This is a genomic window from Streptomyces orinoci (assembly GCF_003121295.1).
Taxonomy (GTDB): Bacteria; Actinomycetota; Actinomycetes; order Streptomycetales; family Streptomycetaceae; genus Streptomyces; species Streptomyces orinoci.
In genome coordinates this window covers 1,174,829-1,201,286 of record NZ_PHNC01000031.1, presented here as the reverse complement: position 1 = coordinate 1,201,286, position 26,458 = coordinate 1,174,829, and the positions used below count along the sequence as shown (strand labels likewise).

General features: G+C 70.5%; 29 protein-coding genes and 1 pseudogene. 8 read left to right on the top strand and 22 right to left on the bottom strand.

What is annotated here, in order from left to right:
- The first annotated feature begins 39 nt into the window (after window positions 1-39).
- On the top strand, window positions 40-591 hold the full coding sequence (locus CV755_RS27920; protein ID WP_109283021.1) for a peroxiredoxin: 552 nt from the start codon (window positions 40-42) through the stop codon (window positions 589-591).
- A gap of 6 nt (window positions 592-597) precedes the next feature.
- The gene (locus CV755_RS27915; protein WP_109283020.1) at window positions 598-1,131 is read left to right on the top strand and encodes an alkyl hydroperoxide reductase; all 534 of its coding nucleotides are present in this window, start codon (window positions 598-600) and stop codon (window positions 1,129-1,131) included.
- A 185-nt stretch (window positions 1,132-1,316) separates the two neighbouring features.
- On the opposite strand, the pseudogene CV755_RS27910 reads toward CV755_RS27915, so the two are convergent.
- The 4 genes and pseudogenes from CV755_RS27910 to CV755_RS27895 all read right to left on the bottom strand — a co-directional run bounded on the left by CV755_RS27910 (window position 1,317) and on the right by CV755_RS27895 (window position 6,749).
- A pseudogene (locus CV755_RS27910) lies at window positions 1,317-2,964 on the bottom strand (AI-2E family transporter).
- A 175-nt stretch (window positions 2,965-3,139) separates the two neighbouring features.
- Window positions 3,140-3,856 carry an aggregation-promoting factor C-terminal-like domain-containing protein gene (locus CV755_RS27905; protein WP_479681641.1) on the bottom strand — a complete coding sequence of 239 codons (717 nt, stop codon included), beginning with the start codon at window positions 3,854-3,856 and terminating at the stop codon, window positions 3,140-3,142.
- 411 nt (window positions 3,857-4,267) lie between these two features.
- The gene (locus CV755_RS27900; RefSeq protein WP_109283018.1) at window positions 4,268-5,590 is read right to left on the bottom strand and encodes a PhoH family protein; all 1,323 of its coding nucleotides are present in this window, start codon (window positions 5,588-5,590) and stop codon (window positions 4,268-4,270) included.
- 397 nt (window positions 5,591-5,987) lie between these two features.
- Window positions 5,988-6,749: an isoprenyl transferase gene (locus CV755_RS27895; RefSeq protein ID WP_109283017.1), complete on the bottom strand. Its 762-nt coding sequence runs from the start codon at window positions 6,747-6,749 to the stop codon at window positions 5,988-5,990.
- A gap of 121 nt (window positions 6,750-6,870) precedes the next feature.
- Between CV755_RS27895 and mgrA the strand changes: the two genes are divergently transcribed.
- A complete protein-coding gene (gene mgrA / locus CV755_RS27890) occupies window positions 6,871-7,914 on the top strand; it encodes an L-glyceraldehyde 3-phosphate reductase (RefSeq protein WP_109283016.1) in 1,044 nt (347 codons plus the stop codon).
- 518 nt (window positions 7,915-8,432) lie between these two features.
- Here mgrA and CV755_RS27885 read toward each other — a convergent pair.
- Window positions 8,433-9,083: a prepilin peptidase gene (locus CV755_RS27885; RefSeq protein ID WP_109283015.1), complete on the bottom strand. Its 651-nt coding sequence runs from the start codon at window positions 9,081-9,083 to the stop codon at window positions 8,433-8,435.
- A gap of 125 nt (window positions 9,084-9,208) precedes the next feature.
- On the opposite strand from CV755_RS27885, the gene CV755_RS27880 reads away from it, so the two are divergent.
- Both CV755_RS27880 and CV755_RS36390 read left to right on the top strand, forming a co-directional pair.
- The gene (locus tag CV755_RS27880) at window positions 9,209-9,565 is read left to right on the top strand and encodes a DUF192 domain-containing protein (protein ID WP_109283014.1); all 357 of its coding nucleotides are present in this window, start codon (window positions 9,209-9,211) and stop codon (window positions 9,563-9,565) included.
- Window positions 9,566-10,097: 532 nt separating this feature from the next.
- Window positions 10,098-10,412: a hypothetical protein gene (locus CV755_RS36390; protein WP_241561421.1), complete on the top strand. Its 315-nt coding sequence runs from the start codon at window positions 10,098-10,100 to the stop codon at window positions 10,410-10,412.
- Between the two features lie 197 nt (window positions 10,413-10,609).
- On the opposite strand, the gene CV755_RS27870 is transcribed toward CV755_RS36390, so the two are convergent.
- The gene (locus CV755_RS27870) at window positions 10,610-11,140 is read right to left on the bottom strand and encodes a hypothetical protein (RefSeq protein WP_109283013.1); all 531 of its coding nucleotides are present in this window, start codon (window positions 11,138-11,140) and stop codon (window positions 10,610-10,612) included.
- A 226-nt stretch (window positions 11,141-11,366) separates the two neighbouring features.
- Between CV755_RS27870 and CV755_RS27865 the strand changes: the two genes are divergently transcribed.
- From CV755_RS27865 to CV755_RS27855, 3 genes are all read left to right on the top strand, one after another.
- Entirely contained in the window at window positions 11,367-12,218 is an 852-nt protein-coding gene (locus CV755_RS27865) for a helix-turn-helix domain-containing protein (protein ID WP_109283012.1), read from the top strand.
- Window positions 12,219-12,228: 10 nt separating this feature from the next.
- Window positions 12,229-12,420: a hypothetical protein gene (locus CV755_RS27860; protein ID WP_109283011.1), complete on the top strand. Its 192-nt coding sequence runs from the start codon at window positions 12,229-12,231 to the stop codon at window positions 12,418-12,420.
- A gap of 76 nt (window positions 12,421-12,496) precedes the next feature.
- Window positions 12,497-12,688: a hypothetical protein gene (locus CV755_RS27855; RefSeq protein ID WP_109283010.1), complete on the top strand. Its 192-nt coding sequence runs from the start codon at window positions 12,497-12,499 to the stop codon at window positions 12,686-12,688.
- Window positions 12,689-12,717: 29 nt separating this feature from the next.
- On the opposite strand, the gene CV755_RS27850 is transcribed toward CV755_RS27855, so the two are convergent.
- From CV755_RS27850 to CV755_RS27770, 16 genes are all read right to left on the bottom strand, one after another.
- Window positions 12,718-14,040: a hypothetical protein gene (locus tag CV755_RS27850; RefSeq protein WP_161968755.1), complete on the bottom strand. Its 1,323-nt coding sequence runs from the start codon at window positions 14,038-14,040 to the stop codon at window positions 12,718-12,720.
- 206 nt (window positions 14,041-14,246) lie between these two features.
- Window positions 14,247-14,876 (bottom strand): OmpA family protein, encoded by a 630-nt coding sequence (locus CV755_RS27840; RefSeq protein ID WP_241561420.1) that lies wholly within the window; start codon window positions 14,874-14,876, stop codon window positions 14,247-14,249.
- Entirely contained in the window at window positions 14,873-15,454 is a 582-nt protein-coding gene (locus tag CV755_RS27835) for a hypothetical protein (RefSeq protein ID WP_109283007.1), read from the bottom strand. The genes CV755_RS27840 and CV755_RS27835 overlap by 4 nt, the downstream gene beginning before the upstream one ends.
- Window positions 15,455-15,573: 119 nt before the next feature.
- Complete coding sequence (locus CV755_RS27830; RefSeq protein ID WP_109283006.1) at window positions 15,574-16,200, bottom strand: pilus assembly protein TadG-related protein; 627 nt, start codon at window positions 16,198-16,200, stop codon at window positions 15,574-15,576.
- On the bottom strand, window positions 16,200-16,436 hold the full coding sequence (locus CV755_RS27825; RefSeq protein ID WP_241561419.1) for a hypothetical protein: 237 nt from the start codon (window positions 16,434-16,436) through the stop codon (window positions 16,200-16,202). Before CV755_RS27825 ends, CV755_RS27830 begins: the two co-directional genes overlap by 1 nt.
- 144 nt (window positions 16,437-16,580) lie before the next feature.
- The gene (locus tag CV755_RS27820; protein WP_109283005.1) at window positions 16,581-17,297 is read right to left on the bottom strand and encodes a response regulator; all 717 of its coding nucleotides are present in this window, start codon (window positions 17,295-17,297) and stop codon (window positions 16,581-16,583) included.
- Window positions 17,242-18,642: a sensor histidine kinase gene (locus tag CV755_RS27815; RefSeq protein WP_241561418.1), complete on the bottom strand. Its 1,401-nt coding sequence runs from the start codon at window positions 18,640-18,642 to the stop codon at window positions 17,242-17,244. Before CV755_RS27815 ends, CV755_RS27820 begins: the two co-directional genes overlap by 56 nt.
- A gap of 127 nt (window positions 18,643-18,769) precedes the next feature.
- Entirely contained in the window at window positions 18,770-19,639 is an 870-nt protein-coding gene (locus CV755_RS27810; protein ID WP_109283004.1) for a DUF5936 domain-containing protein, read from the bottom strand.
- 10 nt (window positions 19,640-19,649) lie between these two features.
- Window positions 19,650-20,588: a type II secretion system F family protein gene (locus CV755_RS27805; protein ID WP_109283003.1), complete on the bottom strand. Its 939-nt coding sequence runs from the start codon at window positions 20,586-20,588 to the stop codon at window positions 19,650-19,652.
- 83 nt (window positions 20,589-20,671) lie between these two features.
- The gene (locus tag CV755_RS27800; RefSeq protein WP_109283002.1) at window positions 20,672-22,009 is read right to left on the bottom strand and encodes a TadA family conjugal transfer-associated ATPase; all 1,338 of its coding nucleotides are present in this window, start codon (window positions 22,007-22,009) and stop codon (window positions 20,672-20,674) included.
- A complete protein-coding gene (locus CV755_RS27795; protein WP_241561417.1) occupies window positions 22,006-22,479 on the bottom strand; it encodes a TadE family protein in 474 nt (157 codons plus the stop codon). Before CV755_RS27795 ends, CV755_RS27800 begins: the two co-directional genes overlap by 4 nt.
- A gap of 197 nt (window positions 22,480-22,676) precedes the next feature.
- Window positions 22,677-23,057 (bottom strand): TadE/TadG family type IV pilus assembly protein, encoded by a 381-nt coding sequence (locus tag CV755_RS27790; RefSeq protein ID WP_109283000.1) that lies wholly within the window; start codon window positions 23,055-23,057, stop codon window positions 22,677-22,679.
- Complete coding sequence (locus CV755_RS27785; protein ID WP_109282999.1) at window positions 23,054-24,277, bottom strand: CpaE/TadZ family protein; 1,224 nt, start codon at window positions 24,275-24,277, stop codon at window positions 23,054-23,056. The genes CV755_RS27790 and CV755_RS27785 overlap by 4 nt, the downstream gene beginning before the upstream one ends.
- An 8-nt stretch (window positions 24,278-24,285) precedes the next feature.
- The gene (gene cpaB, locus CV755_RS27780) at window positions 24,286-24,987 is read right to left on the bottom strand and encodes a Flp pilus assembly protein CpaB (protein ID WP_109282998.1); all 702 of its coding nucleotides are present in this window, start codon (window positions 24,985-24,987) and stop codon (window positions 24,286-24,288) included.
- An 11-nt stretch (window positions 24,988-24,998) separates the two neighbouring features.
- Entirely contained in the window at window positions 24,999-25,886 is an 888-nt protein-coding gene (locus CV755_RS27775) for a hypothetical protein (RefSeq protein ID WP_109282997.1), read from the bottom strand.
- A gap of 169 nt (window positions 25,887-26,055) precedes the next feature.
- Window positions 26,056-26,346 (bottom strand): pilus assembly protein, encoded by a 291-nt coding sequence (locus tag CV755_RS27770; protein ID WP_241561416.1) that lies wholly within the window; start codon window positions 26,344-26,346, stop codon window positions 26,056-26,058.
- Between the last annotated feature and the right edge of the window lie 112 nt (window positions 26,347-26,458).

Here is a 26,458-nt window from a genome sequence, read left to right as displayed (position 1 = left end):
AGTCCCGCGAGTGGGACAACCTCGTCTCAAGGAGAGCGCGTGCTCACTGTCGGTGACAAGTTCCCCGAGTTCGACCTGACCGCCTGCGTCTCGCTGGAGGCCGGCAAGGAGTTCCAGCAGATCGACCACAAGTCCTACGAGGGCAAGTGGCGCGTGGTGTTCTTCTGGCCGAAGGACTTCACCTTCGTCTGCCCGACCGAGATCGCCGCGTTCGGCAAGCTGAACGACGAGTTCGCCGACCGTGACGCCCAGATCCTCGGTGTCTCCGGCGACTCGGAGTTCGTCCACCACGCCTGGCGCAAGGACCACGCCGACCTGCGTGACCTGCCCTTCCCGATGCTGGCCGACGCCAAGCACGAGCTGATGGCGGCCTGTGGCGTCGAGGGCGAGGACGGCTACGCCCAGCGTGCCGTCTTCATCGTGGACCCCAACAACGAGATCCAGTTCGTCATGGTGACCGCCGGCTCCGTCGGCCGTAACCCCAAGGAGGTCCTGCGGGTCCTCGACGCCCTGCAGACCGACGAGCTGTGCCCCTGCAACTGGAACAAGGGCGAGGACACCCTCGACGCCGCCGCCCTGCTCGCGAGCTGATCCACCATGGCCCTCGACGAGCTGAAGTCCGCCATACCGGACTACGCCAAGGATCTGAAGCTGAACCTCGGTTCGGTGATCGGCAACTCGGAGCTGCCCCAGCAGCAGCTCTGGGGCACCGTGCTGGCCTGCGCGATCGCGTCCCGTTCGCCGATTGTGCTGCGCGAGCTGGAGCCCGAGGCGAAGGCGAACCTCTCCCCGGAGGCGTACACCGCCGCCAAGGCCGCTGCCGCGATCATGGCGATGAACAACGTCTACTACCGCACCCGGCACCTGCTGTCGGACCCGGAGTACGGCACCCTGCGTGCCGGTCTGCGGATGAACGTCATCGGCAACCCGGGTGTGGAGAAGGTCGACTTCGAGCTGTGGTCGCTGGCCGTCTCGGCCATCAACGGCTGTGGCATGTGCCTGGACTCGCATGAGCAGGTGCTCCGCAAGGCCGGGGTGAGCCGCGAGACGATCCAGGAGGCGTTCAAGATCGCCGCCGTCCTGCAGGCGGTTGCCGCCACCCTGGACGCGGAGGCCGCGCTGGGCGCGTAGTGCGGACGCTACCGCGCTGGTTCAGAAGGGGCCCGTTGACCGATTTTCCGGTCAGCGGGCCCCTTGGCGTGTGCGGCGCCGTTGCCGCCTTCGGCGGGTGTCCCCCACCCACGCACCACCCGTTACTCCCCCGTCAGGGTGGCGCTTTCCTTCGCGGGCTGAGCCCCGTCGGCGCCCGTCGGCCGTCAGCCGCCGACGGCGGGTGACCACCCCCTGGCGAGTCCAGCCCACCCGGACAAGGTCCACGGGTGGCGCGTGGGCGGGGTGAAGCCCGCCGCAGGCGGGAACGGAGCCGCAGGCGGGAACGGAGCCGCACCCGGCAACAGCACCGCCCCCGGCAGCGACCCCTCAGGCGGAACCTTCCTTCGCATAGGCCCGCAAATACCCGACCACCGTATTCGTCACCGCCACCAGCGGAACCGCCACCACCGCTCCCCCGATCCCGGCAACCATCCCCCCCGCCGCGACCGACAGCACCACCGCCAGCGGATGCACCCGCACCGCCCGCCCCAGGATGAACGGCTGGAGCACATGGCCCTCGATCTGCTGCACCGCCAGCACCACGATCAGCACCATGGTCGCGGTGAACACCCCGTGCGAGACCAGGGCCACCACCACCGCCAGCGCCCCGGACGCCACCGCGCCGACCAGCGGGATAAAGGCGAAGAGGAAGATGAACACGGCCAGCGGCACCGCCATCGGCACCTTGAGGAAGTACAGCCCGACCCCGATGCACACCGCGTCGATCATGGCCACTATCACCGTCCCGCGCACATACGCGGTCAGCGTGGCCCAGGCCCGCGGACCGGCCCCGGCCACCCCTTCCCGGGCGGCGCTGGGCACCAGCTTCAGCAGCCAGCCCCAGATCCTGGGGCCGTCATAGAGCAGGAAGAGGGTGGAGAACATCGCCAGCAGGACGCCGGTGAGCACCTCGAAGATGACCTGGACACCCTCTATCCCCGCCGAGGTCAGCTCCCTGGTGTTGGAGCCGATGGCATTGCTGAGGTTGTCGGCGATGTGGTTGATCTGATCCTGGGTGACATGGAACGGGCTGGTGCGCAGCCATTCCTTGAGGTTGGCCAGACCGTCCTGGATCTGCTGCGAGAGATCGTCGGCGTTCTCCATCACCTGCCAGACCACAAACCAGCCCACCAGCCCCATCACCACAAAGCCGGAGATAAAGGTCAGCGCCGTGGCCAGCCCGCGGGGCACGCCCCGGGCCTTCAGCCGGGCGACGGTGGGCTGCAGCAGTGCGGTGATCAGCAGGCCGGCCACAAAGGACATCACCACCAGCCGCACCGCGCTGATCACCTGCATCAGCACCCAGAGTGTGAAGGCCAGCACCAGGAACCGCCAGGCCACCTCGGCGGCCACCCGCACGCCCCAGGGAACGGCGGCCACCGGATCGGGCCGGAGCGCCGACGGCTTGGCGACGACCGGCCCGGCGGTCACCGGCTCCGCTGCCGGGTCCCCGGCGAGCACCGCCTCCGCCCCGGCCACAACACCGCCAGCGGACTCGCCATCCGCCCCGGCCACGACACCAGCACCAGAACCTGCACCCGCACCCGCACCCGCACCCGCACCACGCTCGGCATCAGAGCCGAACCCGGCATCCGGGTCCGGCCCCACACCCACACCCGGCACGGTGCCCGCCCCGGCCCCGTCGGCCGTGGGAGCCGGCGTCGTAACCGGGGCCGGAACCGGCACGGGGGCGGGAACGGGCCCCGCGAGCCCCCCCGTGGCATCGGTCTTCGCCTTGCGCTCCTCCAGCCGCTGGGCAAGCCGCGTCAGACCCGACCCCACATCGCCGAGCCATTGTGGCAATCTGGACATTTCTCCCTCTACCCCCGCACGCGGCGCAGCCGCATTCCAGGCTCGGTCCCCGTGGTCATCCCCACCGACGTTACCCGGACCCCACGAAAACCCGGTGTCCCATCGGTTTCACACCGGCATACGACAAAGCCCCCGGCCGACGAAGACCGGGGGCTCGGCTACGGCAAATCGCCGCTCAGTACCACTGGTTGGCCTGCCAGAAGGACCAGGCGCCACAGGGGCTGCCATAGCGGTCGTTCATGTAGCTCAGGCCCCACTTGATCTGGGTGGCCGGGTTGGTGCGCCAGTCATCGGCGACCGAGGACATCTTGGAACCGGGCAGCGCCTGGACCAGGCCATAGGCGCCGGAGGAGGCGTTGGTGGCCGTGTAGTCCCAGCTGCTCTCGTTGTTCACGATATTGCTGAAGCACTGGAACTGGTCGCCGGGGACTATCTGCCGGGCCATGGCCTGGACGTCGGCGACCGAGTAGGAGCCCTTGACCGGGAAGTCGAGGCTGGAGCGGCTGGCGGAGCGGCTGGCGACACTGTCGTCGCTCTGGTGCTCCTTGGCGGCCTTCTCCTCCGCCTCCTTCTTCTTGGCGGCGTCCGCGGCTTCCTTCTTGGCCGTGGCGTCCTTGGCGGCCTGCTTGCGCGCGGCCTCCTCGGCGTCCTTCTTGGCCGTGGACTGAGCCACCTCTGCCTGGGTGTCCGCCTGCTGCGTCAGGGAAGCGGCCTGCACCTGGGCGTTGTGACCCGCGGGGAGGTCCGCGAGGACCGTGGTGTCGGCCGCGGAGGCCTCGACCTTGTTGGTCGCACCCTGCTCACTACCCGAGGCGACACCTGCGACGGCGCCAACGGCGGTGACCGCAGTGGCAGATGCCACGGCGAATCCCCGGACCGAGATCCGGCTCACACGGTTTCCTTCCAGCATCGCCCGCATCGGTGACCTCGCGAGCGCAATCGTGCCCCTGGCGCTGTTCTCCGCTGGACGGACCCGCACTGCGGAACCGGCCGGTCACTGGAGACTCTGGCCCGTACCCGGGCGGCATACGGCGACGCTGTTCAGTTGGTGGTGGCACACGCCCCCAGGGGGGCAACCGCCGTATGCGGGGCCTGACAGGACCCAGACTCTGCCCGAACGACACGCCAAGAAGCAATTCTTCGTTGCGTGGGAAAGGTCACATCCCGTTTATGCGACAGGATTTGCGGAAAGCCCGGCACAACACAACGGCGCGCGGCTAGGCTTCCTCGCTTTGCCGCGCACCGTCCTCAACTGCCCCAGGAGTGACCCCAGATGGGGCCCGGGTACGGCCCCGATGCCGCGCTAGATGCGGCCGTCCTCCAGCATCTCGGTCACCAGCGCCGCGATGGGCGACCGCTCCGAACGCGTCAGGGTCACATGCGAGAAGAGGGGATGCCCCTTCAACTTCTCCACCACCGCCACCACTCCGTCGTAGCGCCCGACCCGCAGGTTGTCGCGCTGGGCCACATCATGGGTGAGCACCACCCGCGAGTTGGCGCCGATCCGCGACAAAACGGTCAGCAGTACATTGCGTTCCAGCGACTGCGCCTCATCGACGATGACAAAGGCGTCATGCAGCGAACGGCCCCGGATATGGGTCAGCGGCAGCACCTCCAGCATCCCGCGCCCCACCACCTCCTCGATCACCTCGGCAGTGGTCACCGCCGACAGAGTGTCGAAGACCGCCTGGGCCCAGGGGCTCATCTTCTCCGCCTCGCTGCCCGGCAGATACCCCAACTCCTGCCCGCCGACGGCATACAGCGGACGGAACACCATCACCTTGCGATGCTGCCGTCGCTCCAGCACCGCCTCCAGCCCGGCGCACAGCGCCAGCGCCGACTTGCCCGTACCCGCCCGGCCGCCCAGCGAGACAATGCCCACCTCCTGGTCCAGCAGCAGATCCAGCGCCACCCGCTGCTCCGCGCTGCGGCCATGGATGCCGAACGCCTCCCGGTCGCCGCGCACCAGGCGCACCGAGCCGTCCGCCGTGACCCGACCCAGCGCCTTGCCCCGCTCGGACTGCAGCACCAGCCCGGTGTGCACCGGCAGTTCGGCCGCCTCGGGGAGATATGCCCGTTCCTCGGCGAAGAGTTGGTCCACCTGCTCGGCACCGACGGTCAGCTCCGCCATGCCCGTCCAGCCCGAGTCGGTGATGGCCCACTCGGCGCGGTACTCCTCGGCCAGCAGCCCCACCGAGGATGCCTTGATGCGCAACGGCAGGTCCTTGGAGACCACGGTGACGTCATAGCCCTCGGCCTGGAGGTTGCGGGCGACCGCCAGGATCCGCGAGTCGTTGTCGCCCGCCCGGAAACCCACCGGGAGTATGCCCGGGTCGGAGTGGTTGAGCTCGACCCTCAGGCTGCCCCCCAGCTCACCGATCGGGATCGGGGCGTCGAGCCGGCCGTACTGCACCCGGTACTCGTCCAGTGAACGCAGCGCCTTACGGGCGAAATACCCCAGTTCCGGATGGTGCCTCTTGGCCTCCAACTCCGTGACCACGACCACCGGGAGCACCACCTCATGCTCCTCGAAACGGGCCATGGCCCCCGGGTCCGCCAGCAGAACGCTGGTGTCGAGGACATACGTGCGCCGGTCGATCTCACGGCGCTTCTTGCTGGTCACCATAGGGTGCACGAACCCCCTCGGGGAGAGGTCTGGACGCGACATCGTCGCGGGGAAAGGGCCGGGTCCACGCCCCTTGGGGGGCCATCCGACGACCCCTCTCGTCCGTGCCGGCCGCGGCACCTCTGGTCCGCTCCGCCACCGCACGGTCGTCGTCCGTGTGCAAAGGGCCTCCCGGGCGAACGGCCCCATGCCGTCCGCTTGCAGAGCGACGGTCATGGGATCGACCGCCGGCCTGGAGGGGATATTCCCGCCCAACCGCTTGACCATGCAACGGCATATGCGACGCGCAGGTGAACGACCGGTCCGCCGACGGCGGCGCCCGGCGTGCAAGACGGGCAAATGCCCTGCGCACTCACGCCTGTTGGGCAGTGACGGACCGTATGGAAAGGATGCCTGCTCAGTAACCGTAACGCCGGTGCCGCGCCGCATAATCACGCAGCGCGCGCAGGAAGTCGACCTTCCGGAAAGCGGGCCAGAAGACCTCGCAGAAGTAGTACTCGGAATGCGCGCTCTGCCACAGCATGAAACCCGACAGCCGCTGTTCCCCACTGGTGCGGATGATCAGGTCCGGGTCCGGCTGGCCGCGCGTGTAAAGGTGCTTGGTGATGTGGTCGACATCGACCATCTCGGCCAGTTCCTCGAAGGAGGTGCCGTTGTCGGCCGCTTCCAGGATCAGCGACCGCACCGCGTCGGCGATTTCCTGCCGTCCGCCGTAACCGACGGCGACATTCACCAGTATCCCGTCCACTCCCAGGGTGGCCTGTTCGGCCTCCTTGAGCACCAGTTGGGTCTCGGGCGGCAGCAGATCGAGCGTGCCCACATGGTGCACCCGCCAGCGGCCGTCGGCGGCCAGCCCGCGCACCGTGTTCTCGATGATGCCCAGCAGCGGCTTCAGTTCCGCGGGCGGGCGGTCCAGATTGTCGGTGGAGAGCATCCACAGGGTGACGACCTCGACATCGGTCTCGTCACACCAGCCCAGCAGCTCATGGATCTTGTCGGCGCCGGCCTGGTGCCCCTGCTCGGTGGTCCGCCCGTCGGCCCGCGCCCAGCGGCGGTTGCCGTCGAGGATGACACCGATGTGCTTGGGCACCTGGGCGTGGTCGAGGCGGCCTTCCACCCGGCGCGCGTAGAGCCCGTACACCAGGTCGCGCAACTTCACGTCTTTCCAGCCCCTCCATGCCAGTGCCAGTTCGGTCGCCCCGTGAGGGCGCCACATTACTGCCAGCGTGTCGCGAGGACCCAACTCGGGCTGTCACCGGCCCGTGATAGTCAGTGGCCATATGACCGATCCCTCGCTTTACCGCGCGGCCGATACCCGCTACGACTCCATGGAGTACCGGCGTACCGGGCGCAGCGGCCTCAAACTGCCTGCCATCTCCCTTGGACTGTGGCACAACTTCGGGGACGACCGCACTCTGGAGTCCCAGCGGGCCATTCTGCGCCGGGCCTTCGACCTGGGCGTCACGCACTTCGATCTGGCCAACAACTACGGCCCGCCGCCCGGTTCCGCCGAGCTCAACTTCGGCAAACTCTTCGCCCAGGATTTCCGGCCCTACCGCGATGAGCTGGTGCTCTCCACCAAGGCCGGCTACCTGATGCATCCGGGACCGTACGGTGAGTGGGGCTCGCGGAAGTATCTCCTGTCGTCACTGAACGCCTCGCTGGCCCGAATGGGTGTCGAGTACGTCGATATCTTCTACTCACACCGTTTCGACCCGCACACCCCGCTGGAGGAGACGATGGGCGCCCTGGCGTCCGCCGTCCAGCAGGGCAAGGCGCTGTACGCGGGGGTGTCCTCCTACAACGCCGAGCAGACCCGGGAAGCCGCCCGCCTGCTGCGGGAGATGGGTGTACCGGCGCTGATCCACCAGCCCTCCTACTCCATGATCAACCGCTGGACCGAGGACGACGGCCTGCTGGACGCCCTGGAGGACGAGGGCATGGGCTGTATCTCCTTCGCCCCGCTGGCCCAGGGCCTGCTCACCGACAAATACCTCCAGGGCGTCCCGGAGGGCTCCCGGGCGGCCCAGGGCAAGTCGCTGGACCCCGGCCTGCTCACCGAGGACGTGGTACGCCGCCTGCGCGGCCTGAACGAGATCGCCGCCCGGCGCGGGCAGAGCCTGGCCCAGCTGGCCCTGAAGTGGGTGCTGCGCGACGAGCGGATGACCTCGGCCCTCACCGGCGCCTCCAGCGTCGGCCAGCTGGAGGCCAATGTGGCCGCCCTGGACTCCCCCGCGCTGACCAAGGAAGAGCTCGCCGAGATCGATTCCTTCGCGGTGAGCACCGAGGGAGTCAACATCTGGGCCCGCCGCGGCGATTCTTAACGGTTCCTGGCCGTTATCGCCCGTACCGATGACCGCTCGGATGACCGGTCGGGACCGGATGAGCGCGCTGTTACGGAGGGTGAGGGCCCCGAAAAGAAAACGGGCCGGTCCGTGGGGGGGATACGGACCGGCCCGAGGGGGGGTTTCCACCATAACCGGTCGGAGGCCGTGCTCTGTGCATGCACAAGGGTGACAACCGCTGCCACGCTGACCCGAAACGGCCTTACTGATCTTGGCTTTGGCCGTCCTGGTGATCAATTGCCCGCCCTGGAAACCCCGCCAGTACTGGGTTCCCGGGCCATAACCGACCCCTGGGTCTGCAACGCCCCGCCGGGCCGCCCGGCTTCCGAAAATGTTGCATAAAGTCATCGCCACCTTGACGAGCCCGATCCCGTGAGGGTCACAGTCCGTCATTGTTCGTCACGGTGCATGCACGTGATTCGGCCGCCCCGACGACGCGGGGGGGCGCCCCCTCCCCCCTCCCCCTCCCTCCCCGGCCCCCGCCCCACCCCGCCGCCTCACCCCCGCATTGACCAGGCGCCCAGCAATACCCCGGACCACGCCCCCGCGATCATGAACGGGCCGAAGGCCAGCGTCGTGCCCCGTCCGGCCCTGCGTACCAGCAGCAGCCAGAGACCAAAGGCCGCCCCCGCCAGTAGCCCCGCGAAGCCGCCGAAGATCAACCACGCCCAGCCGTACCACCCCAGGGCGCCGCCCAGCCCCAGCGCGAGCTTTACATCGCCGAACCCCATGCCTCGTGGGTGGATCAGGAACAGCAGCAGGTACCACCCCCCGAGGGCCGCCGCGCCGAGCAACGCGCCCGGCCAGGAACCGGCCGCGCCGGGTATGAGTGCCACCACCCCCAGCAGCCCGGTGACCGCCAACGCAAGCGGCAGCGTCAGCAGATCAGGTAACCGCCGCACAGAACGGTCAACCTCCGCCAGCAATACGGTCACCGGCGCCGCCAACAGCCACACCGCCAACTCGGGCCGCGCGCCCGTAGCGAGAGCGAGCCCCGCACAAAGGGCCCCGGTGACGGCCGCCCCTCCCCCCACCCCACCTAACCCGAACTGCCCCTCCTCAACAGCCAGCCGGTACCGCACGCGCGGCAGCAGCCACCCGGCAACGGCGCCGTAGAACCCTGCGAGTACCGCCAACAACCAAGTCATGAGCCGAGGTTAGGGAGATCTGGGATTCTTTGCTGGGCCCTGTGGAGGTCCGGGCTTCTGTGGATAACTTGGCCACCCGAAAGGCGGATTCGCCCCGCCCGCGCCCAGCGCAGAAAGGTTCACCCATGCCCCACTGGCCCGACGGCCCCGCCCAACTCCAGGTGGGACCAGGGGACTTCCCACCCCTCCCCCTGGAGATCGCCTCCTCCTATCGCGCCCGCACCCGTGGCCTGCTGGGACGGGACACCATTGAGGGCGCCCTCCTGCTCACCCCGGCCGCCGGCGTGCATACCTTCGGTATGCGCTTCCCCATCGATGTCGCCTACCTCTCCCGCGACTTGACCGTACTCGCCGTCCGCACCATGCCCCCCGGCCGCCTGGGCGCGCCCCGCCTCCGCGCCCGGCACGTCCTGGAGTCCGTCGCGGGCACGATGGCGGGCTGGGGGGTGCGCCGGGGGGTCCGGGTCTTGGTCATCCCTTGACCGCCTACCTCTCAAAGGCGGATTTCCTTTGCCCTTTCCGGCGCCCCGCCAAAGGTTTCCCACCTCTGAGCACTCAGTAGGGCGTGGGGTGGGGTTATCCACAGGGGTGGACGCGGGGAGGGGGGTGCGGTGTGGTGGGGGCATGGGGGTTGACCGGGAAGCACTGGCTGTTCTGGCCGCGGCGCAGGGTGGGGTTCTGTTGACCTCACAGATGGTCGCCATGGGCATGGGGCAGAGGAACGCCGCCCAGGCTCTGCGGCGTTGGGGGTGGCAGCGGTTGCACTTTGGCGCCTGGGCCGCGCCGGGTGTGAGGGTGGACCTTCAGATGCGGGCCAGGGCCTATCAGCTGCAGAGTGCGGGGTTGGTGGGGAGCCACAGTACGGCGGCCGCGGCGCACGGCATTGAGATGTTGGAGCCGTATGCCGTCGAGTTCACGGTGCTCGGGGGCTGCCGGGAGCGGCGTCCGGGTGGGGCCGCGGTTCATCGAGCGGAGCTGGGGGAGCATGAGGTAACCACCGTTGGAGGGGTCCGGGTGACCACGCCGGTGCGTACGGTCTGCGATCTGTTACGGGCCTTGCCGCGCAATGAGGCGGTGGTCGCGGTGGATTCAGCACTGTTGCAGGGGCTGGTGCTGCGCCCCCAGGTTGAGGCCGCACTGGGAGGCTCACGCACCCTTGTCCGGCGAGCCCGGAGTTCGCTGGCGCTGACCGACCCTCGCTGCGGCTCGCCCGCCGAGTCGTTGGCGCGGTTGCATATGCACGATGCCGGGCTGCATCCGGAGTCGCAGGTCGAGGTGACCACTGCCAATGGGCAAGTGCGGCGGCTGGACTTCCTGTTCCGGGCGTAGGGGCTGGCGCTGGAGATCGAAGGGTTTACCTGGCATGGCAGCAGGCGTGCCCACCAGGCGGACGTGGCGCGGTTCAACCAGCTTGCGGGGTGCGCCGGGATTCGCCGGTGTCTGCGCTTCACCCGGGATGACGTCTTCTACCGGCCTCGGTTGATGATCCGCACCATCAAGGGGGTGTTGGAGGAGCTCCGGGGAGCTCAGCAGCGGCGTACGGCGTAGGACTTGGCGCCGGTGTGGGGGAGGTTGGCCCATACCTTGGTGCCCTCGTTGCCGGGGCTGGGGCGGTCGATGCCCCAGGTGCCGCCGCATTCGCGTACCACACAGGCGAGCAGGAGCAGGATGCGCTTGCGGCGGGCGGTGCAGAGGGTTTGGGCAGCACGGTCGTGGGCGTGGGAGGGGTGGGGGTCCCATAGGACGGTGCGGATGGCGCGGTCGCGCCAGTGCAGGGAGAGGTAGAGGTTCTGTCCGGGCTCGAAGAGGCTTGCGCAGGCGACGAGTTCGCCGGTGGTCTGGAGTACGGCCTCCTCGGCGTCGGCGAGCCCGTGGGCTCGGAGTGCGGTGCGGACTTGTGCGCGGGCCAGGGCGGCGGATCGGGGTTCCCCCGGGACGGTGAAGCTGTAGGCGAGACCTGTGGGGTTGGCGGTACGGGTGGTGCTTGCGGGGTGTTCGGCGGGCTCGTAGGCGTGGAGGGCGTGGGGGTTGGCCAGGGGGCAGAGGCTGACGGGCATACGGCAGCTCCGGGTGGGGGTGTGGGGTGGGGTGTTGGGGGTGGTGCGGTGTGGAGGCGTGGGTGTGCACGTTGCGGGAGCCGCTCCAGCAGTCTGTGAGCGGTGCGGTACCGACTGTAGCGGATCAGGGGTAGATTTACCCCGCCCTCGGGGAGACCCGAGCTGCCGTGGATCAACGCCAGCGAACACGGCAGACTGCCCCCAACGGCACGGGAATGGGGCTCAGATGGCGCAGAGGACATGGACCACCGAGCGGCAGCGCCGCCTCGGCGCAGAACTGCGCAAGGTACGGACCGCCGCCGGTGTCAGCCCGGAGCACATCGCGGGGCTGCTGGGCGTAGACCGCGGCAAGATCTCCAACTTTGAGTCAGGGCTGCGCCCCATCAGTCCGGAGCGGGTACGGACCTGGGTCTGCAACTGCGACTGTTCGGACGACCGGTATGCGAACGCTCTCGTCGATATGGCTCGGCCGCAGGCCCGGGGCTGGTGGGAGAAGTACCGGGGCCGGTTGCCCGCGGGCCTTCTGGATATCGCCGAACTGGAGGCGAATTCCGTCCGAATGCGGGTCTCCCAGTCAGTGCACATCCCCGGCCTGCTTCAGACCCGGGACCACGCTCGCTCGCTCTTCGAGGTCGTGCTTCCCCGACTGCCCTCGCAGGACACCGAGTTGCGGATGGCACTGCGTATGGAGCGCCAGCGCATACTGATGACGGACCCGGCGCCCGAGCTGGTCGCCATCATTCATGAGGCCGCTCTGCGTATGCGGTTCGGCGGACGGAAGGTGGCACGGGCGCAGCTTGAACATGTTCTGTCGATGGCGGAACGGCCCAACATCACGGTGCTTGCCCTCCCCGTGGAGGCAGGTGCCTTTCCCGGCGCCGGGCAGGCGATCTTCTACGCCGAAGCCGGGGCACCGCAACTGGACACCGTGCAGCTGGACAGCTCACACGGCCCGGAGTTCCTGCACGGAGCAGCACAACTGGCGAAGTACCGGGCGCACTTGGACTGGATGGAGAAGCTGTCGCTGAATCCAAGGGATTCGCGTGATTTCATCCGGGACATCGCCCACCGACTGTGAAAGGGCAGCTGTGAGAGACATCAACTGGGAAGCCCCCTACTGCGGTGAAGGCAACTCCTGCTTCCGCATAGGCACCGACACAACGGGCAACGCCTACATAGCCGTAGCCGGGGCCGAGGACCGCTACCTCACCGACAGCCGGGAGGCGCTGCGTGCCCTCATCCTCGACATCAAGGCCGGCAAGGCGGACCACCTGTTGTGAGGGTGGGTGCAGCACCCGGCCTGACGGGGGCGCGGGCTCCCTCAGGACATCGCCCACCGACTCTGAAGAGGCAGCTGTGCGAGACATCACCTGGGAAGAGCCCTACTGCGGCGAGGGGGAAGCCTGCTTCCGCATAGGCACCGACACAACCGGCAACGCCTATATAGCCGTAGCCGGGGCCGAGGACCGCTGTCTCACCGACAGCCGGGAGGCGCTGCGGGCCCTCATTCTGGAGATCAAGGCCGGGAAGGCGGACCACCTGTTGTGAGGGGGCGCGGTGCCGGTGGCCGTACGTGGTCAGGTGAGGTGTCTGCGGCGGGCGAGGAGGCGCCAGGTGCCCAGCCAGAGGAGTAGGGCGGTGCCGGTGCCGATGCCGGTGTAGCCGAGGATCAGTCGGGGGCGGGAGCCGGTGCCGGGTGGGGCGGCGTTGGGGTTGGCGCGGGTGTCGAAGCCGGCCGTGATGGGGTCGCCGGTGTAGGCGGGGGCGGGCTTGGGGCGGCCGGTGATGGTGATGCGCAGGGTGACGGGTACGGGCCCGGTGGCGACCTCGTCCAGGCGGTGGTGCAGGCCGACTTGGAGGTAGTACCAGCCGGCGACGCGCATGGCGGCGGCCGGGTCGGCCGGGTCGCGCAGCCGGTTGGCGTAGGCGACGGGGGCGGTGTTCAGGGTGAGGGTTTGCGGCTTGCCCTGGTATGCCTGGGTGGACTCCGTTACGGGGCCGCGGGCCGGGTTGTTGAGGGCGAGGCGTACGCCGTTGGCGACGTAGAAGCCGGCAGGGGCGAGGGTTTGGGGGAGTTCGGCGGTGGCGGAGAGCTGCTGTCCCCAGTTGAGGGGGATGCGGTAGAAGCGGGTTTCCCCGGGCTGGAGCCGGTCGTGCCAGGTGCCGTCGGCGAGCGGGGGTGCGTCATTGAAGCCGGTGCCGCCGGTGGTGGGGTGGCTGGGGGGATCGGTGGGGGTGGTGGGGGGCTGGGTGGTCCAGGTGGGCGGGGCGGTGAGGGAGTCGGAGCGGGTGCCGGGCTTGAGGCCCGGTTCGGCCATGTACTTCAGCTCAATGGGGAAGACGGGGGCCTTGGGGTCGGCGGTGTCCGCGGTACGGGCGAGGATGACGCGGTAGGTGCCGGACTGGCGGCAGGCGCCCGCGCCCGCGGTGAGGCGGCGGACGGTGTAGAGGGCCAGCGGGTGAGCGCTGTCGCCGTCGGCGAACGCGGCCTGGGCGGCGTCGCATTCACGGCCGTCGGGTGCGTTGAGTGACAGCCGGATCCGCTCGGGTTTGAGGGTGGTTCCGGGGGCGGGGGCGAGCACGACGGAGAGGTAGGCGTCGGAGGTGGCGTCGAGGCGGGCGGTGTAGAACTTGCGCTCGCCGGGGCTGAGGGCGTCGGTGTGAGCGCCGGGTTTGAGCAGGGGGCCGTCACCGGCGGAGAGGGCACCGCTGATGGTGGTGGCGCCGGGGGCGGTGCGGTATTCGGGCAGGGGGGTGGTGGCGGTGTCCGTGGTGGTGGCGGGGTCGGCCGTGGTGGCCGCGGCCGGGGTGGCCGGGGCGATCAGCAGGGCGGTGACTGCCGTGGCGGCCACGGCGGCGGTCAGGCCGGCCGTATGCGTCCGGTTGCCGCCGCGCCACACATGGTCCTCCTGGGCATCGCCGTCTCCCTCACTGGTCCCATCCTGCACTTGGGGGGTGCGGGGGCGCAGGCGTATGCGCGGGATTTGGCCGGGTGCGGGCGGTGCGGGAGCGGTGCGTCGTGTCTCGGGTGGGGCCGCCGGTGGCCGATCGCGCCACGCGGCGGTGCCGCATCGTGTGACCGCCCCGCGCCCGTGACGGGACGACGCTAATCCGCGCGGGGGAAGGTCACCTCCACGCGGCGGTTTTTGGCGCGGCCCTCCTCCGTGTCATTGGCGGCTATCGGCTGGTCCTCGGCATAGCCGCGGATCTGGTAACTGACGTCGGGCCCGAGGAACTTGGCCAGTTCCCTCTGTACGGAGTCGGCGCGTTCCTTGGAGAGTTCCAGGCCGTGCTGGTGGGAGCCGAGGTTGTCGGTGAAGCCGAAGATCTGGACCTGGTGGGCCCGTTGGCGGGTGATTTCGGCGGCGATGGCTCTGATCCGGGAGTCGTCGGTGAGCCGGGAGCTGTCCTTGGGGAAGAGGACCTCGGCCTGGAGCTGGAACTTCACATCGGAGCGGGAGTCCTCGCGACGTTCCTTGCCGCCTTCGTCACCGATGACGGTCTTGAGGTCGAGGACCTTGGGCGGGGCCAGCGACTTGCCGGGCGGGAGCTTCAACCCCGGGGCGTGGGGGTCGATATGGCCCTGGAAGACGGATGGGGCCGAGGGCACATCGTCCGCCCAGGCGGTGGTGGTGGACGGGGCCGCGAGCGCCGCGAAGAGGGCGAGGAAGGACAGAGAGGAGACAGAGGACAGAGAGGACAGCAGGCGGCTGGGGAGGGGCGGCAAGACGATCACCCGTCCGTCAGCTTGAGGACGGCCGACTGGAAGGTGGGGATCTGGATGTCCACCTGGGTGGTGGACTTGGGCGGGGCGGGGAACTGCATATAGACCTGCTGCTCGGACTTGGCATTGACGATGGCGAGTCCGGCGCTGGCCAGCGGGCGGTTCTCGGTGTCCCGCAGGGTGTAGTAGCGCTTCTTCTCCTTCTCGTCCACCAGGGTGGCGCCGCCCAGGGAGCTGCCGCCGACGCCGCGGATCACGGCGAGTTCGGGGCCGGTCCAGGCCTGGGTTTCGGTGAAGTCCTCGCTGCCGGTGTTTCTGAGGTTGCCATTGACGGTGACAAAGCCGCCGGCGTCCCGGGTGGCGGAGGTGATGTCGAGGACTATGCCCTGGGGTCCCTTGATGCTGGTGACCGGTTTGTCGTTGTCGGCCCGTACCGTCTGGGACTTGGGGGCGCTATGGCCGGTGGCGGGGCCGTCCGCCTTTTTGTGGCTGTCGTCGCTGCCGCAGGCGGACACGGTCAGGGCGAGCACCGCGGCCGTGGAGACGGCCGTCGCGAGGTGATGCCGCCAGGGGCTCTGCCAGAGTCTCATTACCGCTCGTCCTCTACTCGGTTGCTCATTTCTCGGGCGCCGCGTCGGCGGCTTGGGTGTCGGTTTCGGGTTCGGTGGATGGGTGGAGGGTTGGGGCTATGCGCCGGGGCGAGCCATGGTCAGCCGGTGAGGCGTACGGCGTACAGGTCGTCGGCGGTGGGGAGGCTCGCGGGGATGACGGGGGCGCGGGGGTCGATGTTCCAGGTGCGGCCGCCGGAGCAGGTGAGGTGGAGATGACCGTCGGCGGCCGGAAGGGGTGGCAGCAGGGCGCATCGGGGCTGGACGACGGCCGTGGCCTTGGCTTCGGTGTGCTGGTCCTTGACCGGCAGCAGATCGCTGCTGACGCCCTTCTGTGAGCGCACCTTGACGCCAAATCCAATGCGTGGCCCGGCGATTGGGTGGCAGCCCTCGTCTCCGGCCAGGGCGTCGGAGTGGTTGCGGGTGGCGAAGCTGCGGGCTGCCTGGCAGGCGCCGGGGTCCACATAGCCGGTGCCCTGGATCAGGGCGGGCCAACCGGTGGGCGTGGACAGCTGGTTGACCAGCTGGGTGCGCAGCTGGTCGCGGGCGTCGCGGGCGGCCGCCAGGGCGGCGGCGTCGGCGGCCGACTGGGCGCCGTTGCGGGCCACGGCCACCTGGGCGACCACGAAAAAGGCGAACGCGAGGAAGAGCAGGCCCGCCACCACGGTGAGGTAGACGGGGAGGGCCTGTCCTGCCTCGCGGTCGCCCCGGGCGGCCGCGGCGGGCATCAGGTGGCGATCTTGTTGATGGCCGCGATGATTTTGTTTTTGATGGTGGTGCCGATGTCGGTGAAGCCGGCGACGGCCGCCATGATGGCGACCACTACCACGATCATGCCGATGTATTCGGCCGCGGTCTGTCCCCGGGTGCTGCCCTCCCGGAACATCCGCCGGACACAGGTGTCCCGCCAGGACGCCATCCTTACCCGGGTGCCGACCGCCGCCCTGAGCAGTCTGTCGTTCACGTCCGTCCCCTCCCGGTCGCATGGGGCCTGCCCCGCCGCTGACTTGGCGACGGTACGCGGCCGGGCGCGCCACGGGCTTGGGCCCCAGGGCCCAAAGCGGGGGCCGGATCCGGCAGCGGGAGACGCCTCCGCTTCGGCTCGTGTTCACCGCCGTACCTCTCGCCGGGCGGTGCCCAGCCATAGGGCGATGGCCTGGCTGCGGTGGTCCGCCCCCAGCTTGGTGAAGATGCGGTTGATGTGGTTCTTGACCGTCTTCTCGCTGATGAAGCAGGCGGCGGCGATCTGCGTATTGGTCATGCCGGACGCGATGAGGTCCATCACCTCCACCTCCCTTCGGCTCAACTGGCACTGTGCCAGATCAAGTTGCTTACGCAAAGGGCTGAGGGATGCGCGCATATGCGCGAGCAAGGCGGTGGCGGGAGTGGCGGTGAAGTGGGCCCGGCCCGCCCGGAGATCGCGGACGGCGGTGATCAGTTCCTCGGCGGTGAACTCCCCGTGCACCAGATAGCCCCCGGCGCCCAGCCGCAGCGCCCGGTGCACGGTCTCGGTCTCCTCGCTGTAGGTCAGCATCAGCACGGCGGTGAGCTCGGCCAGGGCCGGGAGTACGGACAGGCCGTCGGCCCGGGGCATCCGTACGTCCAGCAAAGTGACATCGGGCCGGTGGCGGCGGGCGGCCAGTACGGCCTGGTGGCCGTCGGCGGCCTCGGCCACCACGGTCAGCCCGGCGCCGCCGGACAGCAGGGCACTCAGCCCGGCCCGGACCACGGGGTTGTCATCCACCACCAGGACGCGGAGCGGGCGGTTCTCAAGCCCGCCCGGATCCGCGGCCATTGGGTGCGGGGGCGGGTTGGGGTGCGGCATGGTGCGGCCTCCTGTTGTCGTCGGGGGCGACGGAAGCGGGGGGTTCGGCCGGTGCCGCCGGATCGAGGGCGGCCAGCGGCAACTCCAGCCGTACCTCGGTGCCTTGGCCGGTGCCCTGTCCGAGTACCCCGGCGCCTTGAGCGGTCCGTTGAGCGGTCCCTTGACCGGTCCGGCCCTTGCCTATGCAAATGCGGGCACCGATATGGGCGGCCCGTTCCACCATGCCCAGCAGGCCGAAGTGCCGGGTGCGCCGCAGGCCGTCCAGGGTGAGGCCGGGCGGCAGGCCGCGGCCGTCGTCGTGGACGGTCAGGCGCAGCCGTCCTTCGGTGGCCTGGAGGGTGACCTCCACCTGGGAGGCCAGGGCGTGCCGGTGGGCGTTTTCCAGGGCCTCGGCCACGATGGCCAGCAGATGGGCGGCGATGGGGCGGGGTACGGGCGGGGCGGCGGGCGGCGGGGTGTGGCAGGTGACGGGCAGGCCGGTGCGGCGGGTGAAGTCGGCCAGGCAGCCGGCGAGTCGGTCGGCGAGCGGGGGGCCGTCGTCCATGCCGGATTCCTGGCGCAGTCCGGCCAGCAGGCGGCGGGACTCGGCGGCGGCGCGGCGGGCGGAACGGGCCACCAGTTCGGCCTGGGCGCGGGTCTGCTGCCGGTCCAGCCGGTCGGTGCTGCGGGCCAGGCCCTCGGCGGCCAGGGCCAGGCCGTGCAGGGTCTTGGCCACCGAGTCGTGCATCTCCCGGGCCAGCCGGGCTCGTTCGGCCGTCACGGCCTCGTTGACCGCCAGCCGGGAGCGGGTTTGCAGCAGGGCCTCGCTGGCCGCGCCGAAGCGCAGCACCAGGCCGCGCAGGGTGACTCCGACCGCCGCGGCCAGCACACAGACGCCGGGCAGCAGGGTGGCTCCGGCCAGGGTGATCCGGCCATGGTGGCCGCCGAGGTAGGCGAGCGCCACATTGAGGAGGGTGAGCCCGGCGAAGAAGGCGGCGCCCCGCCAGCCGTAGACCAGCCCGGCGAGCAGCGGGGTGCACATGGTGGCGTAGGCCAGCGGGCTTTCGGGTCCGGCGGCGAACAGCAGCAGCGCCCCGGCGAGGGTGTCCAGGCCCAGCAGGGCGGGGTGGCGCAGCAGCAGCGGGCCGAAGCGTTCCCAGTCCCTTATCAGTACGCAGGAGCCGGTGACGGTGCACAGTACGGCGCCGGCGATCAGGGCGGTGGGCCAGCCCCGGGGGACGGCCCGCAGGGCGAAGGGGGCGGCCAGGGCGATCATCGCCAGCCGGAAGCCGAAGACTTGGCGGCACAGCGCCTGCAGGGCGCTGAGCTGGATTCTGAGCGCGGGCAGCGCCCCGGCCTCCGTCAAGCTGGGCCCTCCCGGTCAGTGAGCGGTAGCGAATTGAGCGGTCTCGGTCGAGTGGTCGCGGTCGAGCGGTAGCGGTCGAGCGGTAGCGGTCGAGCGGTAGCGGTCGAGCGGTCTCCATCAGGCGGTCTCAGTCGAGCAGTCCGGAGCCCAGGAACATGGTGGCTCCGATGAGGATCAGGGTGGCCGGGACCATGATCATGGTGACGATGGTGGTGGCCTTGGGCACCGCCCTGGCGGCCTTGCGGCGGGCGTTCTGGGCGTCGGTGCGCCGCATGTCGTTGGCGATGGCGATCAGGGTTTCCACGATGGGTGTGCCCAGTTCCTCGCCCTGCTGGAGGGCGGTGACGAACATGGCGACCTGTTCGGAGTCATTGCGGCGGCGCAGGTCGTCAAAGGCCTGGCGGCGGCTGACGCCCATGTCCATCTGGCGCAGGGTGATGCGCAGTTCGTCGGCCCAGGGGCCGGCGTATTTCTCGGCGGTGCGGTCCAGGGCCTGGCGGAAGCCCAGTCCGGCGGAGACGACCACGGCCAGGACGTCCAGGAAGTCGGGCAGGGTGCGTTCGATGGCGTTGCGGCGGGCGCGGACGGCGGTCCAGATGCCGACCTCGACCCAGAAGGCGGCGAAGGCCAGCATCAGGGGGGCCAGGATCCACTGTCCGGCGGCGAGCATCACCAGGGCGCCCACCGTGCCGGTGACGCCGTAGACGAAGCGGCGGGCGGCGTAGCGGTCCAGGGTGAGGCCGCCGGGGTTGCCCGCCCGGTCGATGCGGCGGCGTACCCGGCTGACCCGGGCGGGGCCCATCAGGCGTAGTACCAGGGGTGCGTAGCGCATGCCGAGCCGGTCGATCAGTGAGCCGGCGGCGCCGGTGCGGGTGGCGCCTACTTCCAGGGCGATGGCCAGGTCGGGCGGGAGACGGGCTTCGGAGCGGCAGAGGTATGCCCCGTAGCAGGCGCCGCCGGTGGCCAGGGCCAGGAGGAGGGCGAGCAGGAGTGCCATGGCGGTCTCCTCAGACGTCGATCTTGCCCAGGCGGCGGATGAGGAAGAAGCCCAGGACATAGAGGCCGAGGGAGACGAGCACGGCGGTCTGGCCCACCACCGAGCCGGTGATCTTGTCCAGGGCGCCGGGCCAGATGCGGTCCATCAGCAGCAGGGCGCCCAGGCCCATGGCGGGCACCAGGTAGGCGGTGGCGGTGACCTGTACCAGCTGGGTGCGGACCTCGCGCCGGGTCTCCTTGCGTTCCTCCAGGGTGACGGTGAGGTTGCGCAGGGAGCTGACCAGGGTGCCGCCCGCCTTGTTGGCGAGGACCAAGGTGGTGACCAGGACGGCCAGCTCGCGGGAGGGCAGGCGTTTGGCGAGTTCGTCCAGGGCGTCGTCCAGGGTGTGGCCGATGGCCAGCCGGTCGGCGACGCGGGAGAGTTCCTCGCCGGCCGGGTCCTCCAGTTCCTCGGCGGCCATGGCCAGGGCGGTGCGCAGGGCCAGTCCGGCCTGGGTGGCGTTGGCCACCACCCGGGAGAGTTCGGGGAGTTGGTTCATAAAGCGCTCATTGCGTTTCTGGCGTTGCCAGTTGAGGTAGGCGAAGGCGCCCCATACGCCGGCGAGGGCGGCCAGCGGGCCGAAGAAGGGGGCCAGCAGCAGGGCGGCGGCCAGCCAGAGCGCGGTGGCGGCGGTGAGCATGCCGATGAGGAACTCGCCGGGGGTCAGGTCGAGTCCGGTGGCGGCCAGGCGGTGTTCGATGCGTTTGCCGGCGGTGGTGCGGCGCAGTCTGCGGTCCAGGCCGGTGAAGGGTCTGCGGTGCCGGGGGCCGGGGGTGCCGCCGGGGTCGGCGAGCCGGGCGGCCAGGGCGGCGCGCTGGGCCCGGCCGGCGGCGTAGAGGTGCGTACCGGCGATGGCGCACAGGCAGCACAGCGCGGTGGCGCCGACCGTCAGCAGGGCGGTGTCGGTCATGGCGGGTGGGGGGCTCCTCTCGGGTCGGGCGGTCGGACGGTCGGGCCGGCGGGTTGGCGGGTTGGCGGGTTGGCGGGTTGGCCCTACCGGGCCTGGCGGCTGGTGAGTTGCTCCTCGGTGGCGGCCACGCCGAAGGCCGGGGGGACGGGTTCGTTCTTGAGGTGGAGGCGTTCGGCGACGCGCGGGGGCAGCGGGTAGTAGCCGAACTCGCCGCGCACCACGCCGTCGGAGCCCAGCGGCCAGGGCTGGAAGCGGCAGACGGTGGCGATCTTGTAGTCCTCGCGGCCGCGGGAGTGCAGGATGGCGATCTCGCTGATCCGGCGGGATCCATCGGCGCTGCGGGCGAGTTGGACGATGACGTCCACGGCGCTGTTGATCTGGTCCTTCAACGCCGGGAAGGGGATGTCCACTTCGGACATGGAGGCCAGGGTCTGGAGCCGCATCAGGGCGTCCTCGGCGCTGTTGGCGTGCACGGTGGCCAGCGAGCCGTCGTGGCCGGTGGACATGGCCTGGAGCATGTCCAGGGTCTCGCCGCCGCGCACCTCGCCGACCACGATGCGGTCGGGGCGCATACGAAGGGAGTTGCGCACCAGGTCGCGGATGGTGATCTGGCCCTTGCCCTCGATATTGGGCGGGCGGGCCTCCAGGGTGATCACATGCTGCTGTTGCAGGCGCAGTTCGGCGGAGTCCTCGATGGTGATGATGCGTTCGCCTTCGGGGATCAGGCCGGAGAGGGCGTTGAGCAGGGTGGTCTTTCCGGCGCCGGTGGCCCCGGAGACGATGATGTTGAACTTGGCCCGTACCAGGGCGGAGAGCAGGAGCAGCATCTGTTCGTCCAGCGAGCCCAGGCTGATCAGTTCGCTGAGGGTGTAGGCGCGGGGGAAGCGGCGGATGGTGAGGGTGGGGCCGGAGAGGGCGAGCGGCGGGATGATGACATTGACGCGTTCCCCGGAGGGCAGCCGGGCGTCCACCATGGGGTTGGACTCGTCCACCCGCCGGTTGACGGTGGAGACGATCCGCTCGATGGTCTGCATCAGCTGCTCCTCGGAGGCGAAGCGCAGCGGCAGCCGTTCCACCCGGCCGGCGCGTTCCACAAAGACCTGGTCCGGGCCGTTGACCATGATCTCGGTGATGGAGGCGTCCTCCAGCAGCGGTTCCAGGATGCCCAGTCCCAGGGCCTCGTCCACCACCCGCCGGATGAGCTGGGAGCGTTCATGGGTGGAGAGGACCGGGCCCTCGCGGCTGATGATGTGCCCCAGCACGCGCTCCAGGCGGACCCGGCGCTCGGTGGCGGCCAGCGGGGACATCTCGGCGAGGTCGATCTCCTCCAGCAGTTTGGCCCGGTAGGCGGCGACCAGGTGGTTCTCCTCGTGGGCTCCCCGGCCGGTCTCGGGGGTGTTCAGGCGGGCGCGCAGGCTCATGGCAGCACCGGCCGTTTCTCGTCGGGCATGGTGACCGACCGGGAGAGGGTGGCGCCCAGGTCGATGCCGATGACGGAGGGGATGGTGACGGTGGCGGTGGCGGTGACCTCGTCGGCGTTCCGCCCGACCCCGATGCGGGCCCGCCGGGCCATCCAGTCGCTCATGGCCGCCCGTCCCGCGTCCTCGCCCGCCTGCCCTCGGGCGGCGGCACGGGCCGCGGCGCGGGCGCCGGTGCCGGCCTGTTCGGCGGCATAGGCCACCAGGCCCAGCTGGATGGCGGCCAGCCCGATGAGCAGCAGCACCGGCAGCATGCCGATGAACTCCACGGTGGTCTGGCCTTGTTGGCACCGGACGCGGTGCCGGATCAGGGCGGCGGCGCGCCGGGAACGGATCCGGCGCCCGATCGCGGCCAGGGCCCGCCGGGGGCCGATGCGGCCAGGCGGTGTCCGACGGCTCTTGGAGCGTGCCACCGCCCGGTGCCGTTCCTCCGGTGAGCGGCCCCAGCCCCTCGGGCACGTGTCATGTGCGGGCCGTATGTGGCTGGTCGCGCCCACGCGGCGGAGCCGCATATCTAATAGCCGCCCCGCGCCCCTGATGGGGCGCCCCAGCCGTCGGCCAAGAACCGCCACCACGGCCGCGGCGCGCCGGAACCGGATGCGCCGCCCGGTCATGGCGCAGGCTCCCGGGCCGCCGATGCCTCCCCGCTGACCGTGAGCGGGAATTGCCCGAGGGCGGGGAAGAGCACCGGGACCTTCAGGGTGACTCTGGCGCGGTAGAGGTCCGGGCCGTCCGGGTGGCAGTCCGGGGGCTGGGCTCCGGCCCGCCACGCGTCGCCCAGCTTGGCCAGCGCGGCCTGCCGGCACGCCGCTTGGTCGCCGTCGGGTTCGGCCGCCGCGCCCTGCCGGGCGCCCCGGTCGGCCGCGTCGCCGGCCAGGGTGTAGGTGTAGCCGGCCAGGACGCATTCCCAGAGGATGGCCAGCACCAGCAGGATCAGCGGCAGGAGGCCGAGGAACTCCACCGAGGTCTGGCCCCGGTCGTCCGCTGTCATCCACTCCTCCTCCCCCGGTGGCGGCGCCCGGCGGGGACCGGTGTGGCGGTGCCGGTCACCAGGCCGAGTTCTCCGGCCAGTCCCCAGATGGCCTGGCGGACGGGGCCGCGGGCGTCCAGGTCGTGCAGCCGGCCGGAGTCGATCACCGGCTGGAGGTCCTTGAAGCGGGCCGGGACGGTGGTACGGGCCACCCGGGTGCCGGTGATGCGCTCGATCAGCGGTGGCTGGATCTCCGCGCCGCGCACCGCCCGGTTGAGCACCGCCACGGTGTCCTCGGGTTTGCGGACCTTCAGCCGTTCCCACATCCGCACCATGCGTTTGGCGGCGCGTACCGCGACCACATCGGGGGTGAGCACCAGGGCGGCCACATCGGCCAGTTCGATGGCGGCGGCGCCCGCGCCGGTCAGCTGGGTGCCGCAGTCGATCACCACCACCTGGTGGCGGGCGCGCAGTGCGGTGATGATCTGGCGGGCGGTGCGTTCGCCCACTTCCTCGCCCCGTTCGCCTTCGGCGGGGGCGAGCAGCAGGCCCAGGCCGGTCTCATGGTTGAAGAGGACGTCCTGGAGGACCCGGGGGGAGATGTCGTGGATCTCGGCCAGGTCGGCGACGGAGCGGCGGAACTGGACGTCCAGATAGGAGGCGATGTCCCCGCTCTGGAGGTCCAGATCGACCAGGGCGACGGGGCGGCCGGTGGCCCGGGCGGCCAGCGCGGCGTGTACGGCGATGACGGTGCTGCCGACGCCGCCCTTGGCGCCGGTGACGGTGACCACGGTGCCGCCGGGGCCGCCGGGGAGCTCGGCGTCGGCGCCGAGATGGCGGCGTACCCCGCGGGCCCAGTCGGTGGTGGCCCGGATGCGGGCGGCCAGTTCGTCGTAGGAGAGCGGGAGTCCGACCAGGCCGCGGGCGCCGGCGTCCATGGCGGCGGAGAACAGCGCGGGGCTGGTGTCCGCGGTCATCAGGATGACGGCGGTGGCGGGGAAGCGCAGGGCCACCTCGCGGACGAGTTCCAGGGCGGGCACCGGGCCGATGCGTTCATGGACCAGGACGATCTCGGGCAGGTCGGTGACCGAGTCGGCGGCCAGCCGGGCCAGGGTGTCCAGCAGGGTGGTGGAGTCGGCGAGCGGCTGGGCGGGTTCGGTGTCCGGGAGCTGGCCGAGGAGCGCGGTCACCGAGCGGGCCGTCTCCGGGTCACCGACGGCGGGCAGGATTCTGGTGGCCATCCCTCACCTCACTTGTCGCCGTTCAAGGTGTAGTCGCGCTGGCCGGGCGGGGCCGGGCTCTGGTCGCCGGGCGCGATCAGGGCCAGGCGGACATGGGTGGCGAAGGACTCGGCGTAGGCGACGCGTTGGGCGTCCAGGGTGTCCAGGGCGAAGGTGATGGGCACCGCTTCCCTGGCGGTTGCGGCCTCGCCCTGTTTGGGCTGGAGGGCGGTGAGCTTGCCGACGTCGATGACCTTGGCGCCGCTGACGATGAGGCGGGCCCGGGGCTGGCCGCCGCTTTCGGCGGGGAAGGTGGCGTAGATGTTGACGGACGAGCCCGGGGTGATCTTCCCGGCGACTCCGGTGGCGGCATCGATCATGATGGCGATCTCCTGCTGTCCCGGCCGGAGGGCCGGGCGGTCGGCCACCATGTCGCTCTGCAGCAGGGATCCCTGGCGCAGCCGGCTGACCGCGACCTTGCCGCTGACCTCCGCCAGGTCGGTCACCGCGGTCTTCGGCAGCCAGCGTCTGGGGAGGGAGACCTTTTTGAACTGGCCCTGGGTCAGCGGCTGGTAGGCGGGGACGTCGGTGCTGAGTTCATAGGCGGTGATCTCGGGGCCCACCTTGGAGTCCGCGTCGTCGATCACGGCGAGGACGCCGGAGAAGGCGCCGATGGCGCAGACGGCCGATACAAGCAGCAGGATGACACCACGGCGCTGGCGTGAGTTCATGGCTGGTTCGACTACCTCGTCAACGGGTGGGCGGCGGCGGGCGGCAGCTGGTGCTCCGGCGGGAGATGGGGGGCAGCGCAGAATCCGCAGCGGTCGCCGATGAGTTCCAGGCCGCACCAGCGGCAGCGTTCTCTGCGGACGGAGGCGACCAGGTGGTAGAGGATGGACGGGTCGGGGATGGCGGCGGCGAACTCCACCGCCCGCCGGGTGCCCCACCAGCGCCCGGAGTCCTCGGGCAGCGGGCACACCTCCTGTACTCCCTCCACCCGCCAGTGGGGTGCCAGGGTGTCCAGCACCCAGTCGCCGCCGCTGCTACGGGACTTGGCAGGGGGTTTGGTACGGGCCACGGTGAGCCGGGTGGGGAAGGCGGGGCCGCCGGGCGGGCGGGCCTTGCCCAGGCGGATCAGGCAGGGGGCCGGGCTGACCAGGACGCCGAAGGCGGCGCCCGGCAGCAGGGAGCGCAGATGGGGGGCGAGGGAGACCGGTACCCGGTCCAGCCGGGCGACGCTGGCCAGTTGGGCTCCGGCGTAGATGTAGTGGGCCAGCAGCCGGGCGGCGCAGGCGAGCACCCCGGGGCTGAGGTCGGAGACCGACAACTGCCGTAACTGCCGGGCCAGTACGGCGACGGCCAGCGGGGGCAGGGCGATGGGCAGCAGGGCGATCCGCTCGCTCTCCAGCACCGTGCGTACGGTGTGCAGCCGGCGGACATAGGGGGCGGGCAGCGCGTCCGGGTAGAGGACCACCAGATAGCCGCACTGGTCGAGCAGGATGGCCGTCTGGGTGACCGCGGTGTCCAGTGGCTGGTCGTCGGGCCCCTGGAGCACGGCGGCGGCGGGGGTCGGCCCGTCACCCGGCGGGAGAACCAGGTCCGGGCTGGTGACGGCTATCGCAATCGGCACGTCGGCTTCCCCGTTTCACTCCGGCCACGGGCGGCTGAGGCAGTCGCGGACGACTGCCGGCAGACCCCCCGCGCCTGAGCACTTTAGCCACCAATACGGCGGCTGAGAACAGTCCCTCCGGCACCACTGTCCGCATATGCCAAGGAAGTAGGACCGGCGGCACCGTCCTTCAGTCGTCGCGGGTCACGGTATACGAACTGCGCACCGGCCAGGGCCAGTTGATATGTCCCGGCAGCATCAGGGGCACCTTGAGCACCACCACTGTCTTGTAGCTCGCCCCGTCCCGTTCGCACCAGGGACGGGCGGGCCAGCCGTCCGGCAGGTCGGCCCGTACCGCGGCGCGGCAGTCGCGCCCGGTGGCCTGGGCCCTGGCCCCCCGGTCCGCGGCATGCCCGGCGAGGGCGTAGGTGTACCCCACCAGCACGCATTGCCAGACCACCGCCAGCGCCACAAGGACCATGGGAATCACGCCCTTTGACCGCACCATCGGCACCGTGGAATCACTCCCGTCACATTGGCTCTACGGCCCCGGATCGGCCGTGCGCCCATCCTGCCCAGCGGCCGTACCCCGG

Excerpts from the sequence above, each read along its gene's own strand:
- CV755_RS27915 (WP_109283020.1), top strand. The coding sequence starts at position 598 with ATGGCCCTCGACGAGCTGAAGTCCGCCATACCGGACTACGCCAAGGAT.
- CV755_RS27900 (WP_109283018.1), bottom strand. The coding sequence starts at position 5,590 with ATGGTGACCAGCAAGAAGCGCCGTGAGATCGACCGGCGCACGTATGTC.
- mgrA (WP_109283016.1), top strand. The coding sequence starts at position 6,871 with ATGACCGATCCCTCGCTTTACCGCGCGGCCGATACCCGCTACGACTCC.
- CV755_RS27885 (WP_109283015.1), bottom strand. The coding sequence starts at position 9,083 with ATGACTTGGTTGTTGGCGGTACTCGCAGGGTTCTACGGCGCCGTTGCC.
- CV755_RS27880 (WP_109283014.1), top strand. The coding sequence starts at position 9,209 with ATGCCCCACTGGCCCGACGGCCCCGCCCAACTCCAGGTGGGACCAGGG.
- CV755_RS27870 (WP_109283013.1), bottom strand. The coding sequence starts at position 11,140 with ATGCCCGTCAGCCTCTGCCCCCTGGCCAACCCCCACGCCCTCCACGCC.
- CV755_RS27865 (WP_109283012.1), top strand. The coding sequence starts at position 11,367 with ATGGCGCAGAGGACATGGACCACCGAGCGGCAGCGCCGCCTCGGCGCA.
- CV755_RS27835 (WP_109283007.1), bottom strand. The coding sequence starts at position 15,454 with ATGAGACTCTGGCAGAGCCCCTGGCGGCATCACCTCGCGACGGCCGTC.
- CV755_RS27830 (WP_109283006.1), bottom strand. The coding sequence starts at position 16,200 with ATGCCCGCCGCGGCCGCCCGGGGCGACCGCGAGGCAGGACAGGCCCTC.
- CV755_RS27820 (WP_109283005.1), bottom strand. The coding sequence starts at position 17,297 with ATGCCGCACCCCAACCCGCCCCCGCACCCAATGGCCGCGGATCCGGGC.
- CV755_RS27810 (WP_109283004.1), bottom strand. The coding sequence starts at position 19,639 with ATGGCACTCCTGCTCGCCCTCCTCCTGGCCCTGGCCACCGGCGGCGCC.
- CV755_RS27805 (WP_109283003.1), bottom strand. The coding sequence starts at position 20,588 with ATGACCGACACCGCCCTGCTGACGGTCGGCGCCACCGCGCTGTGCTGC.
- CV755_RS27800 (WP_109283002.1), bottom strand. The coding sequence starts at position 22,009 with ATGAGCCTGCGCGCCCGCCTGAACACCCCCGAGACCGGCCGGGGAGCC.
- CV755_RS27790 (WP_109283000.1), bottom strand. The coding sequence starts at position 23,057 with ATGACAGCGGACGACCGGGGCCAGACCTCGGTGGAGTTCCTCGGCCTC.
- CV755_RS27785 (WP_109282999.1), bottom strand. The coding sequence starts at position 24,277 with ATGGCCACCAGAATCCTGCCCGCCGTCGGTGACCCGGAGACGGCCCGC.
- cpaB (WP_109282998.1), bottom strand. The coding sequence starts at position 24,987 with ATGAACTCACGCCAGCGCCGTGGTGTCATCCTGCTGCTTGTATCGGCC.
- CV755_RS27770 (WP_241561416.1), bottom strand. The coding sequence starts at position 26,346 with ATGGTCCTTGTGGCGCTGGCGGTGGTCTGGCAATGCGTGCTGGTGGGG.